Origin of the sequence: Nocardia sp. NPDC051030 (assembly GCF_040683015.1) — a bacterium.
Lineage (GTDB): Bacteria > Actinomycetota > Actinomycetes > Mycobacteriales > Mycobacteriaceae > Nocardia.
In genome coordinates, this window is sequence record NZ_JBFBCD010000008.1 from 44450 (window position 1) to 61482 (window position 17033).

A 17033-nucleotide genomic window follows, 5' to 3' on the forward strand; every position below is an offset into this window, starting at 1 on the left:
GTCGAGCCCGAGGTGTAGACGACGTAGGCCGTATTTTCCGGCCGCAATGGCCCACACCGGTCCGCATCGGTCACCGGAGTGCTTGCGACACGTTCGATCTCCGCGGCCAGCGCGGGTTCATCCATGACCAGCCAGGACAGCCCGTCCTCCGGCAATACCGACGCGTACCGATCCAGCGTAATTCCCACCAGCACACCGGAATCGGCGCACATGAACCGATTGCGGTCGAGCGGATGCGCCGGATCCAGCGAGAGGAAGCCCGCGCCGGTCTTGGTGATCGCCCACACCGCCGCAACCCATTCCAGCGATCGCGACATCGCGACGGCGACCACCGATTCCGGGCCGATGCCGCGCCCGATCAGGCAGCGCGCCAATCGATTCGAACGTTCGTCGAGTTCCCGGTACGAGGTCCGCCGCTGCCCGTCCAGGACGGCGTCACCCTCCGGATTGGCCGCCACCGCCGCCGAAAGCACGCCCGGCAGGGTGCTTTCGACGTCATCGAAGGCGTCGATCCGGTGGTCCCCGCCCCATTCGCGCAGGCGCTCCCGCTCCGACGCCGACAGGATCTCGATATCGCGCACCGGCACGGTGGGATCGATGCCGATGGCGTGCAACACCCGGTGCAAGCGCTCGGCGAACAGTGCGATCGTCTCGGCGTCGAAAAGGTCGGTGGCATAGCTCAAGTCGACCGGTATCGCGCCCTCGGAATCAGGAATGTCGGCCAGGGTCAGCGTCAGATCGAATCGCTCGATACCGGTCTCGGCCCCGGAGGCGCGCACGGTGAGGCCGGGGAATGTGACGGCGGAGCGGTCGAGGTTGTGGAAGGCCAGAAGCACCTGGAACAGCGGGTGATGCGCCTGACTGCGCGGCGGATCCAGTGCATCCACCACCTGCTCGAATGGGATCTCCGCATGCGCGAACGCGTCCAGATCGGTGCCGCGAATATCGGCCAGCAGCGCGGTGAACGGCCGCGACTCATCGATCCGGGTGCGCAGAACCACGGTGTTGACGAACATTCCGACCAGGTCGTCCAGCGCTGCCGAACCGCGCCCCGCGATCGGGGTGCCCACCGCGATATCGCTGCTGCCCGACCATCGGGACAGCACGATCGACAGCGCGGCGTGGAACGCCATGAACACTGTCACGCCCTGCGACCGGGCGAGGCCGTGCAATCCGGCGACCACTTCCGGGTCCAGGGTGAAGTGGTGCGTCGCCCCACGGTGGGAGGCCACTGGAGGGCGCGGGCGATCGGTCGGCAGCTCCAGCAGTTCGGGCACATCCCGCAATTGCCCGAGCCAATACCCCAGCTGCCGGGACTGCATCGAAGCCGGGTCGCTCGCCGAGCCCAGCAGGTCCCGCTGCCACAGCGCGTAGTCCGCGTACTGCACCGGCAGTGGTGACCAATCCAGTTGCCGCCCAGCGCACCTCGCCGCATACGCGGTGGCCAGATCGCGTGCCAGGGGCGTGATGGAGAACCCGTCGGCATTGATGTGATGAACCACCATCACCAGGACGAACTCATCCCGCGCCACCGAGAACAGCCGCGCCCGCAAGGGAATCCGTTCGGCGACATCGAATCCCGCCGACACCATGGCGGCGACCCCGCCCGCCACCTCGGCCTCGCTCACCGACAGCGGACTCAGATCCATATCCACCAGGGCGGCCAGCTCGGCCACCGGGACGATCTCCTGGAATGGCACGCCATCGATATCCGGGTACCGTGTCCGCAAGACCTCGTGCCGCGCAAGCACATCCAGCACCGCCGACGCCAAGGCCGCCGAATCCAAGGCACCGGACAGGCGCAGGACGAGCGGGATGCTGTACGCCGCCGAGTCCGGTGCGAAGCGGTTCACGAACCACATGCGCTGCTGCGCGAACGACAGCGGCACCCGCGCGGGGCGCGGCCGGGCCCGCAGGCGCGGCGCATCCGCCGAGTCGTCTTCCCGCGCAGCCGAACTCGCGGCGCGACCGGCGAGCAAGGCCGCGAGCTCCCCCGCCACCGGCGCTTCGAACACATCACGCACACCCACCCCGGCACCGGCGGCGTCGGCCAATCGTGCCGCCAGCCGGGTGGCGGACAGGGAGTTCCCGCCCAGCACGAAGAAGTCGTCCTCGAGCCCGATGCGTTCGACGCCCAGGACCTCCGCGAACACCTCCGCCACCAGGTGCTCCATGACCGAGGAGGGCGCGCGGTAGCCCGCACGTGCCGCCATCGGCTCCGGCAGAGCGGCCGTGTCCAGCTTGCCGTTCACCGTCAATGGCAGTGCGTCGAGCACCATCACCACATCCGGCACCATGTATCCGGGCAAACGCTCGCCGAGCGATCGCCGGACCCGCACCGGATCCACGACCTGCCCCGCACCGGCCACCACATACCCGACCAGACGGGCACCACCGGTCTCCGGAGCGTGCACGAGGACGGCCGCCTGCTCGATGCCGTCCAGATCGGTGAGTGCGGTCTCGACCTCGCCCGGTTCCAGCCGCTGCCCGCGTACCTTCACCTGGAAGTCGGCCCGGCCGATGAACTCCAGAACCCCGGTGCCGGAACCGGATTCGCCGTCCGTCACCCAGCGGACCAAGTCACCGGTCCGGTACAGCCGATCCCCGGACGTGCCGAAGGGATTCGCCACGAATCGCGAGGCTGTCAGCGCGGCCCGGCCGCGATACCCGCGCGCCACACCGGGACCCGACACATACAACTCGCCCACGACGCCCGCGGGCACCGGGCGCAACCACGAATCCAATACCACTGCGGTCATTCCGCCGATTACCGAACCCATGGTGATCGGGTCGCCCGGGCACAGCTCCGCACTGCCGGTCACCCAGATCGTCGCCTCGGCGGGGCCGTACAGGTTGTGCACCCGCCGGACACCGGCGGCATCGGTGCGCGACCACCGGGTCACGAGCGCGGGTCGGCATGCCTCGCCCGCGACGGTCAGGACGCGCAGGTCGTCGAGGCTCGCGGTGTCCATCATGGCCGCCACGCTCGGGGTGAGCACGGCATGGCTGATCCGCCGGGCGCGCATGAGCTCGGTCAGTGGTTGCCCGCCATACACATCGGGGGGCGCGATCACCAGGACGGCGGCACCGCAGACGGCCAGCAGGAGCTCGAAGACGGCCGCATCGAAGGTCCTGGCGGCCACACTCAGCACCTGCGATTCGGGGTCCACCTCGAAACGCTCGCGCTGTCCGGCGCAAACGCCCGCCAACCCCGCGTGGGTGACCTCGACGCCCTTCGGACGCCCGGTCGAACCCGAGGTGTAGACGACATAGGCGGCGCTGTCCGACCGCACCGAACCACGCCGATCCGCCTCGGCCACAGGGGCATTCGAGCAGTGCGCGACCGCTGCCGCCACGGCGGGATCATCGAGGCTCAGCCACGACATATCCTCGTGCGGCAAGACCGTGGAGTACCGATCGGCCGTGATCCCCACCAGCACACCGGAATCGGTGCACATGAAGCGATTGCGGTCCAGCGGATGCCCGGGATCCAGCGAGAGGAACGCGGCACCGGTCTTGGCAATCGCCCACACCGCCGATACCCATTCCAGGGACCTCGGAACGCCGATCGCGACCACCGACTCGGGTCCGATCCCGAGCCCGATCAGGTGCCACGCCAAGCGATTCGAGTTTTCGTCGAGCTCGCGGTAGGACAGGCATCGATCCCCGTCCACCACCGCATCACCGTCGGGATCGGCCGCCACGGCGGCGGCGAGCAGACCCGGCAGGGTCGCGGCGGTCTCCACCGTGTGGCCCCGGCCCCGGTCCAGCAGTCGTTGCCGCTCGACCTCCGACAGCACCTCGATATCGCGCACGGGCAGTGCCGGGTCGACCGTGATCGCACGCAGGACCTGCCGCAGTCGCTCGGCGAATGTCGCGATGGTTGCCGCGTCGAAGACCCCGGGCTGATATTGCAGCCGCAGCCGCAGGCTGTCGTGCAGGACGGCGCTACAGGTCAAGGGGTAGTGCGTCGAATCGGCCGCCGTGACACTGGTGATCGCCAGGTCGCCTCGGTCGGTGACCTGCCGAATGTTGTGCATGTCAAGGGGATACGACTCGAGCACCATGACGGTGTCGAACAGGCTGTCATGACCGGTGAGCGTGTGGATATCGCTCAGCCCGAGATGATGATGCTCAAGCAGGGCGGCTTGTTCACCGTGGATCCGAGTCCACAGTTCGCCGATGCGCTCGGACGGTTCGAAGCGGACCCGGGTCGGGATGGTGTTGACGAACAGGCCGACGGTGCGCCCGGCGGCGGACAGTTCGGCGGGACGACCGGACACTGTCGAACCGAACACGATATCGGTGCGACCGCCGCACTGCGCCAACATGATTGCCCACGCCGATTGCAGCACCGTATTGAGTGTCACCCCGGCAGCAGCCGCGGCGGCCACCAGATCACGGGTGTCGGCAGCGTCGAGGGTGAGCGAATAATCCACCACCGCACCGGAACCCGCGTCGGAGCCAACGGGAGCGATCAGTGTCGGTTCGACGCCGCGCAGGGCCGTTCCCCAGGCGATCGAGGCGGCGTCGCGATCACGAGAGGCCAACCACGCCAGGAAGTCCCGATACGAGCCGGGCGCCGCGATGCCGTCCTCGCCACAGTAGTGGGTGAACAGTTCGGTGATCAGCAGCGGCAGCGACCAGCCATCGAGGATCACGTGGTGATTGGTCAGCACCAATGCCCATTGCCCGGAGCCCAACTCGGCGACCGTGATCCGCAGTAGCGCGGGCTCGGCCGGATCGAACCTGCGCTCCTTCTCGGCGGCGGCCAGCTCGGCGAGTGCGCTCTCCGGATCGGATCGGTCGCTGAGATCAACGACCTGCCACGGCAATTCGACGTCATCGCTCACGACGGCCACGCTCGCACCGCTACCGGTGGTGGTGAACGCGGTCCGCAGACTCTCGTGCCGGTCCACGAGCATGAGCGCGGATCGGTGCAGGCGCTCCACATCCGGTGCGCCCGAGAGCCGCAGGGTCAGCTGCGCGGTATAGGCATCGACATCGGTCCCGGTATCGGCGAGCCGGGTGTGGAACAGCAACCCGGCCTGCAGAGGCGTCAGCGGCCACACGTCGGTCAGCGACGGGTACGCGAGTTCGAGTGCGGTGACCTCGGATTGGGTCAATTCCACCAAGCCGAAATCCGACGGTGAATACCCACCGGCGTCCGGAGCCGCGGAATGCGCGGCGATCGCGGTCAATACCCGGCACCACAGTGCGGCGAGCGCCTCGACGTCCGCACGATCGAGCAGGGTGCGCGGGAAACGGAATCCGGCGCGCAGCCGGTCCTCGATCACGAGGGCATTCACATCCACCGCGAGGGTCACCGGCATATCCGGATCCGGCGCGGCCCGCAGCTCACCGAATACTCCGGCGATATCCGTGGCACCGACCTGCCCCAGATAGTTGAAGCCGATCCGCCCCGGCATCCGATCGGGCAGTTCGGTGGCGGTCTCGGCATTCGAGTACCGCAGCAGTCCGTAGCCGATCCCCTTGTCGGGGAGTGATCGCAGCGTTTCCTTCACCGCCCGCACCACCGCCGCGACCGCGGCACCCCCGGCGGCCACCTCGTCGAGATCGATTCCGGCCAGCTCGAAACGGACGGGGAACATCGACGTGAACCAGCCAACTGTGCGCGACAGATCCGCGCCCGCGACCACCTGCTCCTCGCGCCCGTGACCTTCCAGGCGCACCAGCACCGACGACTCGTCGATCCCCCGCTGCGACCGCCACATTCGCACTGCCACGGCCAAACCGGCCAGCAGTCCATCGTTGACGCCGCCGTAGAAGACCGCCGGAACCCGCGACAGCAGCGCCCGCGTCACCGATTCGGGCAGCTCGACCTCGATCTCCTCGAGCATCTCGGCCGTATCGATGGACGGGTCCAATTCCCTTCCGCCCCAGAGCGGATCGGGTCCCGACACCATCGACTGCCATAGCCCCAGCTCGTCCACCCGACCGGGCTCGCGCGCCGCGGTGACCAGCTCGCGTGCCCATCGCCGCATGGACGTTCCCACCGGTTCCAGGACCGGAGTGGCACCCGAATTCGCACGCTCGAATGCGGATTGGAGATCCGGCACCAGCACTCGCCACGAGACGCCGTCGACCACGAGGTGGTGCGCCACCACCAGGAGCCAGCCCGGATCCAGCCACACGAACTGCACCATCACGCCCTCGGCCGGATTCAATCGATCCAGGGCCGAGTCGAGTTCCGCGGCAGCGATATCCGACGGCAGCGTCTGTGCGGAGTCGATATCGGCATCGAGAACCCGGCGATGCAGCACCGCGGCAGCGTCGACCGCGCCCGGGGGTGCGACCACCAGGTGCCAGTGCCCGAACTCGCTACGTTCCAGCCGGGACCGCAGCATGTCGTGACGGTCCAGTACCGCACGCACACCGGCGATCAGACCGGCCGCATCCAGACCGGCCGGGAGTCGCACGGCCATATGCTGGGCGAAGCGATCGAATCCCTTGCCCCACTCCACCATCCACTGGGCCACCGGCAGCAGCGGCAGCTCGCCCACTCCGGCTCCCGCGGGCTCGGCCGCGCCGTCGGCACCGGTCCGGGCGATCAGTGCGAGCCGGGCGGGCGTGCGCTGCTCGAAGACATCGCGCGGACCGAACACCACGCCTCGCGCCCGTGCCTTGGCGACCACCTGGATCGAGACGATCGAATCTCCGCCCAATCCGAAGAAGTCGTCATCGGCTCCGACCCGCTCCACCCCGAGGACCTCCGCGAACACGCTCGCCACGAGCTGCTCGACCCCGGCGGCGGGCGCACGATAGCCCGCACGCGCGAATACCGGCTCCGGCAGAGCGGCCTTGTCCACCTTGCCGTTCACCGTCAAAGGCATGGCGTCCAGGACGAGTACCGCATCCGGCACCATGTATCCGGGCAGCCGCTCACCAATCGAGCGCCTGACCTGCTCCGGATCCAGTGCGCAGTCCGGTTCGGCCACCACGTAGCCGACCAGGCGCACCGTGGCACCGGCGGAATGCACGACCACCACGGCCTGTTCGATCCCCGCCAGATCCGCCAGGGCCGCCTCGACCTCGCCCAGTTCCAGGCGCTGTCCGCGCACCTTCACCTGGGCATCGGCGCGGCCCACGAACACCAGTTGCCCGACGCCCGAGTCATCGGTGACCCAGCGGGCCAGGTCGCCCGTGCGGTAGAGCCGATCACCTTGCGACCCATACGGATTCGCCACGAATCGCGAGGCAGTCAATCCGGGGCGGCCCCGATAGCCCCGCGCCACACCGGGACCCGACACATACAGCTCACCGAGCACACCCGCGGGCACCGGACGCAGCCACGAATCCAGCACCGCCACATCGACACCCGCGATCGGACCACCGATCCGCGGCAGGTCTCCCGGTGTCAGTTCCGCACCTGTCACCCAGATGGTCGCCTCGGCCGGGCCGTACAGGTTGTGCACCGTGCGAGCACCCGCCGCATCGGTGCCCGACCACCGTGATGCCAGTTCTTGCGGGCACCGATCGCCACCGGTCAGCACCATCCGCAGCGCATCGAGACCGGCCGGATCCACCGACAAGGCCACGGACGGCGTCAGGAACGCATGGGTGACTTGCTGAGCACGTAGCAGCTCCGACAATGGTTGCCCGCCATACGCATCCGCGGGCGCGATCACCAGCGTCACACCACCGGACACCGCCAGCAGGAGCTCCAGAATCGCCGCATCGAAGGTCCGCGCGGCCACACCCAGCACCCGGGAATCGGCATCGATCGCACAGCGATCCCGGTGATCGGACACCGCTGCCGCCAGTCCCGCATGCGTGACCTCGACACCCTTCGGACGCCCGGTCGACCCCGAGGTGTAGACGACGTAGGCCACATCGGCCGCCCGTAGCGGCCGACACCGATCCGCATCCGTCACCGCGGCGGAGTCGAGTCCCGACAGGTCGAGCTCGTCGAGAATCAGCCACGACATGTCCTCGGACGGCAGTTCCGGGACATAGGTGTCCGTCGTAATCCCGATCAGCACACCGGAATCCGAGCAGACGAACTCATTGCGTTCCACCGGATGCGAGGGATCCAAGGACAGGAATGCCGCCCCGGTCTTGGCGATCGCCCAGACGGTCAGCACCCACTCCAGCGATCGCGGAACCCCGACCGCGACCACCGATTCCGGACCCACTCCGAGTCTGACCAGGTGTCGCGCCAATCGGTTCGAACGCTCATCGAGCTCGCGGTACGAGATCCGCCGATCCCCGTCCACCACCGCATCGCCATCCGGATTGCCCGCCACCGCGGCAGCCAGCAGATCAGGCAGGGTCACATCACGCACGACCGAACCGCCGTGACCCCAGTGCCGCAGTTGCTCTCGCTCACGTGCCGACAGCACGTCGATATCACGCACCGGCACAGCGGGATTGCGTGCGATGGTCCGCAACACCAGTTGCAGGCGTTCCGCGAATTCCGCGACCGTCGCCGGATCGAAAAGGTCTGTGGCGTAGCTGATGTCGACCGGGATCGCGCCCGTCTCGTCGGCCGCGTCGGTCAATGTCAGGGTCAGATCGAACCGCTCGATCCCGGTATCGGCACCCGAGGCGTGCACCTCGACGCCCGGCAGCGCGAAGCTGGCGTCGCCGAGATTATGGAATGCCAGCATCACCTGGAACAACGGGTGTTGCGCCTGACTGCGCGGCGGATCGAGGACCTCCACCACCTGCTCGAATGGAACCTCCGCATGCGCGAACGCATCCAGATCGATGCCGCGAATATCGGCGAGCAGCTCGGTGAACGGCACCGACTCGTCCACGCGGGTGCGCAACACGACTGTATTGACGAACATGCCGACGAGATCGTCCAGCTCCGCCGCGCCGCGCCCGGCCACCGGCGAGCCAACGGCGATATCGCTACTGGCCGACAGCCGTGACAGGACGATCGCCAAGGCCGCATGGAATGCCATGAACACCGTCACGCCGTGCGAATGTGCCAGCTCCCGCAGCCCGGCAACCACATCCGGCTCCACGACGAAGCCGTGCCGGGCTCCGCGATGCGAGGCCACCGGCGGGCGGGGACGATCGGCGGGCAGCTCCAGCACCTCGGGCAGCCCGCGGAGTTGCTCGGTCCAGTAGTGCAGCTGCCGGGAGAGCATCGACTCCGGATCGCCCGGCGCGCCCAGGAGGTCCCGCTGCCACAGCGCATAGTCCGCGTACTGCACCGGCAATGGCGTCCAATCCGCCTGCCGCCCAGCGCACCTGGCGGCATACGCGGTGGCGAGATCGCGGCCCAGCGGGGCCATGGAGAATCCATCGGCACCGATGTGGTGCATCACCATCACCAAGGCGAAATCTTGCGCCCCCGGTACCGTGAACAATCGGACTCGCAGCGGAACCTGCTGCACCACATCGAAACCCATGGACGCCACACCGGAAATCGCGCCCGGCATATCGGTCGCGCTCACCCGGATCGGCGTCAGATCCACATCCACTCGCGTGGCGATATCGGCCACCGGGACGACCTGCTGGAATGGCACGCCGTCCGCGTCCGGATACGAGGTCCGCAATACCTCGTGCCGCGCAAGCACATCCAGCACCGCGCCCGACAATGCCGCCACATCCAGCTCACCGGTCAGCCGCAGGACCAGCGGAATATTGTAGGCCGCCGACTCCGGCGCGAACTGGTTCACGAACCACATGCGCTGCTGCGCGAAGGACAAGGGCACCCGCTCCGGACGCGCCCACGGGGCCAGGCGCGGTCCCGTGTCCTCCGGTGGCGCCGCCGCCACCCGGGTTGCGAGCAGGGCCGCCAGGCGCTCCACCACCGCGCACTCGAACACATCGCGCACCGCGACCGCGACGCCCACGCCCTGGGCCAGCCGTGCCACCAATCGCGTGGCCGAGAGCGAATTGCCGCCCAGTTCGAAGAAGTCGTCGTCGAGGCCCACCTCCTCGATGCCGAGGACTTCGGCGAACACCCCCGCCGCGATCTCCTCGACCACTGTGGACGGGGCCCGATAGAACGCGCGCGCCAGCACCGGTTCGGGCAGCGCCGCCTTGTCGACCTTGCCGTTCACCGTCAGCGGCAATCCGTCGAGCACCATCACCACATCCGGCACCATGTAGCCGGGCAGGCACGCGCCGAGATGTTGACGCATCAGAGTGCCCAAAGAGGCCGGGGCGCTCCACTTCTCGTTCGGCGCGAGCAGATCGACCTGATCCCCGTCCAGTGCCGGGTTCGATTCGACCCGCTCATGCACCGCGTAGACGATGTGCAGATCCGTCCCGGTGACATTCGGCGAGACTCGCGCTTCGGCCTGGAATCCGTGCTCGCGCAATAGATTCTCGATGCAGGCGAGCCGATCGTCGACGTCATGTACCTCGATGACCATGCGATCGATGAGCGGCCAGTGCCGAGGCTCGATGCCGCGCAAGGCATCGAGCTCACTGCCTTCCACGTCGAGCTTGAGCAGATCGATTCGAGGAATCTCGTATTCGCCGATAATGTGAGACAGGGTCCGAATCGGCACCTCGACCTGCACGAATTCGAGTCGTTCATCGATCAGCTGATCGACAAGGCTGTCCCCTATATCGCGGCTCTCGGCTTGGTATTCGTTGTGGATGAACGATTCGAGGATGTCGCGCTGCACGTGACTGTCGGTACCGCGCCCGGACAGCACCGACATTTCCGGGTAGTAGGTGAAGGTATCGGTCGCGGTCTCCGCGCCGATCGCGTACGGCACCATGGTCGCATCCATATGGTGCAGAGCCGAATTGGCCTCGAACATCCGGCGCAGCTCGGGCATGGCCTCGACGGCGAATATCTTGACGCCGGGCGATTTGCTCTTCGCGTACATGGAGAACATGCCGACGTGCGAACCGATATCGACAATGCAGCCCGTGTCGGGGATGGTCAGATTGCCGTAGCAATACTCTTCGCGCTCGAAGATCTCCTCGTAGAGGAACTTGATATTCGAGGGATTGCGGCCGACGATCGGCATGCCATTGGGGAGCTCGTGCAACTCGTCCGGCGCGATCACGCCCGCGCGTTGCAGCTCCAGGCATTTCAGCGCCACCGGAGCGAATCCGGGGTCCGGGACCAGGTAGGCGATCAGCTGTTGGGACGGCACGTCACCGGGCCCGGCCGCCGCGGCGGTGTGGGTCGTGACGACGGCGCGAGCGACCGAATCATGTGCCGCGAGAGCGGTTTCGATCTCCCCGAGTTCGATACGGTAGCCGCGGATCTTCACCTGCTCATCGACGCGGCCCAGGTATTCCAGCGTGCCGTCCGCCGTCCATCGGACAATGTCACCACTGCGATACAACCGTCCGCCGGACGGGTCGAACGGGTCGGCGATGAATCGGGACGCGGTCAATCCAGGCCGTGCGTAATAGCCGCGCCCGACCTGATTTCCGGCCACATACAGCTCCCCGGCCACACCGACCGGGACCGGCCGCAACCAGGAATCCAGCACATAGGTGCGCAGGTTGGCCAGCGGCGCGCCGATCGGGCTGACGCCGAGGTCTCCACGCCGATGCTGTTCCGTGAGAGCCTGTTTGGTCACATGTACGGTGGTTTCGGTAATGCCGTACATGTTCACCAGTGCCGGACCACCCACCTGATCGACGGGTTGCCAGCGCTGTAAACGACTGGGGTCCAGCGCTTCTCCACCGAATATCACCATGCGCAGCGCGGACCGCTGGTCGGCGATGGCGGCACGGGATTCGATGAGCGCATAGAAGGCCGACGGCGTCTGGTTGAGGATCGTCACCCCGTGTTCGATGACCAGATCCCACAATTCGGCGGGCGAGTACGCCACCTCGCGCGGCACCACCACCACGCGGCCGCCGTGCAGCAGCGCACCCCAGATCTCCCACACCGAGAAGTCGAAGGCCTGCGAATGGCACCACGCCCACACATCGTCAGCGCCGAATTCGCACCATGGCTGGGTGCCCGAGAACAGGGACATCGCATTCGCGTGGGTAATGGCCACGCCCTTGGGTTTTCCCGTCGTGCCGGAGGTGTAGATGAGATAGGCGGCATTGTCCGGGCGCAGCGGATGCGCGGTGACGGCGTGCTCGCCGGTCTCGCTCGGCAGTCGGTCGACACGCAGCGCGGGTACATGGCTGTGCAGGACCAGATCGGCGGTGCCGTCATCGACCAGGACCAGCCTCGGGGCGGCGTCGGCCAGGATGAAGGCGAGCCGCTCCGACGGCGAGGCGGGATCGAGAGGCAGGTAGGCGGCCCCGGTCTTCAATACCGCGAGTAGTGCCGTGATCAGGTCGAGGCCGCGCGGAAGTGCCACGGCGATAATGCTTTCCGGGCCGGACCCGCGCTCAGCGAGGGTCGCCGCCAGCCGATCGGCGCGGGTGTCGAGCTGCTCATAGGTGAGGTGCCGCGCACCGGAAACGACGGCGATCGCCTCGGGTGTGCGGGTGGCCTGCCGATGAAACACCTCGGCGAGCGTGGCGGCCGCATCGATCGGTGCCGCGGTGTCGTTCCACTCGGTCAGGATTCGTTGCCGCTCAGCAGTTTCAAGCACATCGATATCGCGGACGGGCGTCGCCGGATCCATGCTCAGCGCGCGCAGGAACTCATGGAAGAAGCCGAGGAATCGGCGATGGTGACCGGCGAGATCCTCAGGCGTGTACAGATTGTGGTTCGCCACGAAGTCGACCTGGGTCGCACCGGAACCCGCGACGGTATAGAAAGTCACCGACAGGTCCCCGACCAGACCCGGCGTCAGCACCTGGAGCTGTCCGGCGATCGGGCCCAGGGAGATCTTGGTATCGAACATCATCAGGTCCACGTACGGCCCGAACACCTGCGATTGCGGTGTCAGCCGCCCGATATCGCGGAACATGTCCTCCTGGCGGTAGCGCTGCCTGCGGAGCACCTCGATCAAATGCTTCTGGGTGGCCTCGATCAACGTTCCGACGGTGGCGTCCGGCCCGGTGCCGATCCGGAAGGGCAGGGTATTGACCAACATGCCGCCCGAGCGCAGCGCCGCGGTGGTGACGCGAGCCGACACCGGCAGGCTGAGCACGATATCGGCGCTGTCGGTCATGCGGGCCAGGAACAGTCCGAACGCCGCCAGGATGGGGACCGCGGGGGTCGTCGAGGTCGCCTTGACCACCGACGCCAGCAATTCGCTTGTCTCGGCGGGGAATACGCCGCTCACCGAGATCGGATGCGCGTCGGCGGGGCCGCTCTGTCCGGCCAGACTGACCGGGGCGGGCAGGTCCTGCAGCTGCCGCAGCCAGAACTCCCGGTCGGTCTCGAAGCGTTCCGAGGCCCGGTACTGTTCGTCGGCGGCGACCAGGTCGGCGAGACCCTGACTCTTGGCGGCGGCCGGTTCCCGTCCTTCCACCGCGGCGGTGTACACGTCGCCGACCCGGGTCAGCAGGGTCATGGCGGCAACGCCGTCGATGGCGATGTGGTGGGCACGCACATACCAGAACCAGCGGTCGTCATCGACCCGCAGCACCGCGGTCGTGATCAGCCGATCTCGTTGCAGGTCAACCGGTTTGCCGTACTCCGAGCGCATCCAGTCGTGCGCGGCGGCCGTCGGATCCGGCTCCGAGCGCAGGTCCAGGCACTTGACCGGCTCGTCCAGGGCCCGGTCGACCACCTGCATCACCTTGCCGTCGACCTCGAGCAGGCGCAGTCGCGCGGCCTCGAATTCCCCGGCCACGCGCCAGAATGCCGTGCACAACAACTCGACATCGAGGTCACCGCGCAGATCGACGCACAATGCATTCGTCACCGGTGTCGCGCCGGCCAATTGTTGCGCGAACCAGATTCCTTGCTGAGCAGCCGACAACGGAAAAGGGCGTGGGCATGCCTCGGTCAATTATGCTCCCGCATCTCGACGCTACTGGATCGTTAGTGGACGGACGACATCCGATTCTTCAGCGTGGCAAGCGATTCCAGCCCCGCCAGCACCTCGGAATCCGGGATTCCGAAGTCGATCAGGCAGGCGATCTCATCGACGCCGATCGCACGCAGCCGCGTGGTCGTCGACAGGGCGGATTCGGGCGTGCCGAACAGGCCATTGTTTCGGTAATAGCGCTCGAATGCGAAGTCCAGCACCTTGGTTCGCGATTTCTGATCCAGGCTGTCCAGAGCGTCGGAACCGCGCCGCCACAGGTCGACCGAATCCTCGAGGTACCGCTTGAACGGGCCCTCGACCGTCTTACGCACCAGCGCATCGTCTTTCCCGACAAAGGTGTGCAGCATGACGGTGACGGTGCCCGTATCGATGCCGTGGCCGTGCTCCGCCCGGGCCTTGCGATAGGCCGCCAGCTTCTCCGCCAGCTCGTCCACCTCTTGAAACAGCAGTGCGGTAAGCACATTCGCGCCCAGCGCACCGGCCATCTCGAAGCGTTCGATACCGCCGCTGCACGTCAGCCACATCGGCAGCTCCGGTTGCACCGGGGCCGGGAAGATCCGCACCGAGCGCTCCTCGCCGACGCCATTGCGCAGGGGAATCGACTCCCCGCGCCACAGCCGCCGCACGGTATCCATTCCGGCTCGGGTGATTTCGACCCGATCGGCGTAGTTGTCCCCCGCGAGCACGAAGTCGTCGACATTCCACCCGGTGGCGAACGCCAGGTCGACGCGGCCATTGGACAGGTTGTCGACCACCGACCAGTCCTCGGCCACGCGCACCGGATTGTGCAGCGGGAGCACCACACTGCCCGCCCGAATGCGCACTCGTTCGGTACCGGCGGCCAGCGCCGCACCGAGCACCGCCGGGTTCGGGTACAGACCACCGAACTTGTGAAAATGCCGTTCCGGCATCCAGATCGCCTGGAAATCATGGGTATCGGCGAAACGAGCGCTTTCCAGAAGCAGGCGGTAGCGGCCGTCGGCATGCTGCTGCGCGTCGCTGGAAAAGAAGAGCAGGCTGAAATCCATCGTGCCGGTGTGAGACTCGTCAGCGGTTCGGCCGGTCGCCAATTCCGCGACATCGGCCAGCGTCAGGCCGTCGAAAATCTCCTCGGCGGTGATCTCCGTTTCGTACCGTTCCTCCAGCAGTGTCATCAATTCCGCCGCTTTCACGGAATCGAGACCCAGCGAGGTCAGCGGCAGGTGCGGGTCGACCGATTCCCGGTCCAATCTCGAAGCAGCCCAATCCACGAAGAATTCCAGTACGGCCGAGCTCTCCGTCGTCGTCATATCGAACTCTCCTCGAGTGGCGCTGCGGATGAATAGTCCTTGCTCAGACGCTGCCGCTGAATCTTCCCGCTGGTCGTTTTCGGTACCTCGCCCTTCCCGACGAACACAACTCGATACAAGCTGATCGCATGCACGCGACTCACAATGTCGCGAATCGATCCCTCCAACTCGGCCGCGCCGTCCTTCTCCAACGTGTCATTGAGCTCCTGCACGACCAGCACACGGTCCTCATTGCCGATATTCGCCGAGAACACCGCGCAGCCTCCCGGGCGCAAGTCCGGGTGAGTGGACACGATGGTCTGCTCGATGTCCTGCGGGAAAATATTGCGTCCGTGCACGATCATCAGCTCTTTGATGCGGCCGGACACGTACAACTCGCCGTCGGAGACGAATCCGAGATCACCTGTCCGCAGATACGCGACCTCCCCCTCCCCGGCGATCCGGGCGTTGAAGGCGCGCTCGTTCTCGGCGGGTTTGTTCCAATAACCTGCGGCAATGCTGGGTCCACGCAACCAGATCTCGCCGACCCGGTTCTCTCCGCAGCGCGCTCCCGACTCCCGGTCGACCACGGCGACCGGCCCGGTCTCGACCGGCCCCATGCTCAGTAGCTCCCGCCCCTGCGGTGTCGGCGTGGCGCTCCCCCGCTCCAGGTCCTCCGCCACGAAGTAGCGCGAGCGCGCACCCGTACCGCGGGGCCCACCGCTGACATACAGCGTCGACTCGGCCAGCCCATAACAGGGCATGAAGCTCTCCCGGCGAAAGCCGCTCACCTCGAACAGGTCGGCGAATTGCCGCAGGGTATTCGGGTCGACCGGCTCCGCCCCGACAAAGGCGGCCTGCCAGCCGCTCAGGTCCAATTGCTCCGCGTCGGCGCGCGATACCCGCTTCACGCACAGCCCGTAAGCGAGGTTCGGCCCACCCGCCATGACATTCTCACCGGCGGAAATCGCCCGCAGCCAGGCGAGCGGATCGCGCAGAAATGTCATGGGCGACATGACAATCGCCGGAAATCCCACGAACATCGGTAGCAGAATGCCTTGAATCAAACCCATATCATGATAGGGCGGCAGCCAGGAAACGATCGAGCTGTTCGCCGTGAGCTCGAACCTCTCTCGCATGAGCCCCAGGTTGTGCATCAGATTCCGGTGCAAGACCGCCACACCCTTGGGAGCTCCGGTCGAACCCGAGGTGTATTGCAGGAACGCGATGTCGTCCGGGGAGTAATCCCATTCCATATCTCCGGCGAAGTCCGCACCGTCACCCGCCGCATCGCAGTCGATTATCCGAATATCCGCGCCGACCATTTCGCTGGTGATCGGCACCATGGACAGCGGGGCGATAACCGCCCGCGCGCCACTGTCCCGCAGGATCGAGGCCAAGGTCGCCATCTGATGCGCCGACGACGGCAGCGCCGCCGGAACCGCGATTCGCCGAGCCGACAGACAAGCGAAGAACGCGTACACGAATTCCGGTCCGGGCGGGCATAACAGCACCACCCGATCCCCGAGCGCGGTCGCTTCCCGCACCCGCGCCGCCAAACCCGCTACGCGCCCCCACAATTCGAGATGATCGACGACTATTGAGTCTTCCCGGTAATTCGAGAACGTATAAGCGACACTTTCGGGTGTTTCCACGACTCTGGTCGAGAGGATATCCATCAGGGTGAGAGGGTCTTGCGCAGTCTGCCCGACATCCATAGACACCTCCAGCTAGGCGAAGAACCGGCCGAGAGAACATCCTGGCGGATATCCTTCCAGAATTCGCGCACCGGACGGCAACATTCGGGTAACCCCGGACCGGGGCCCGCGTGTCATGGCCGCCGTCATACCCGAGTACTACGTGCGGACCCCACCTTCGGGGGATCTGCGGTCCGGACGGACGACCATAA

General features: G+C 66.7%; 3 protein-coding genes (1 of these 3 cut by a window edge). All 3 read right to left on the reverse strand.

Annotation, left to right across the window (positions count from 1 at the left end; genetic code table 11):
- Tightly spaced (at most 32 nt apart), the 3 genes in view from AB0N05_RS25840 to AB0N05_RS25850 form a layout consistent with a single transcriptional unit that may run on beyond the window.
- Positions 1–13817, reverse strand: the start of a protein-coding gene (locus tag AB0N05_RS25840; RefSeq protein ID WP_364698438.1) for a non-ribosomal peptide synthase/polyketide synthase. Its footprint begins 14455 nt before the window's first position; only the first 13817 of its 28272 coding nucleotides appear in the window; the start codon lies at positions 13815–13817; its stop codon lies beyond the left edge, outside the window.
- Positions 13818–13849: 32 nt separating this feature from the next.
- Entirely contained in the window at positions 13850–15145 is a 1296-nt protein-coding gene (locus AB0N05_RS25845; RefSeq protein WP_364698439.1) for a MupA/Atu3671 family FMN-dependent luciferase-like monooxygenase, read from the reverse strand.
- Positions 15142–16779 (reverse strand): fatty acyl-AMP ligase, encoded by a 1638-nt coding sequence (locus tag AB0N05_RS25850; protein ID WP_364698440.1) that lies wholly within the window; start codon positions 16777–16779, stop codon positions 15142–15144. The genes AB0N05_RS25845 and AB0N05_RS25850 overlap by 4 nt, the downstream gene beginning before the upstream one ends.
- Between the last annotated feature and the right edge of the window lie 254 nt (positions 16780–17033).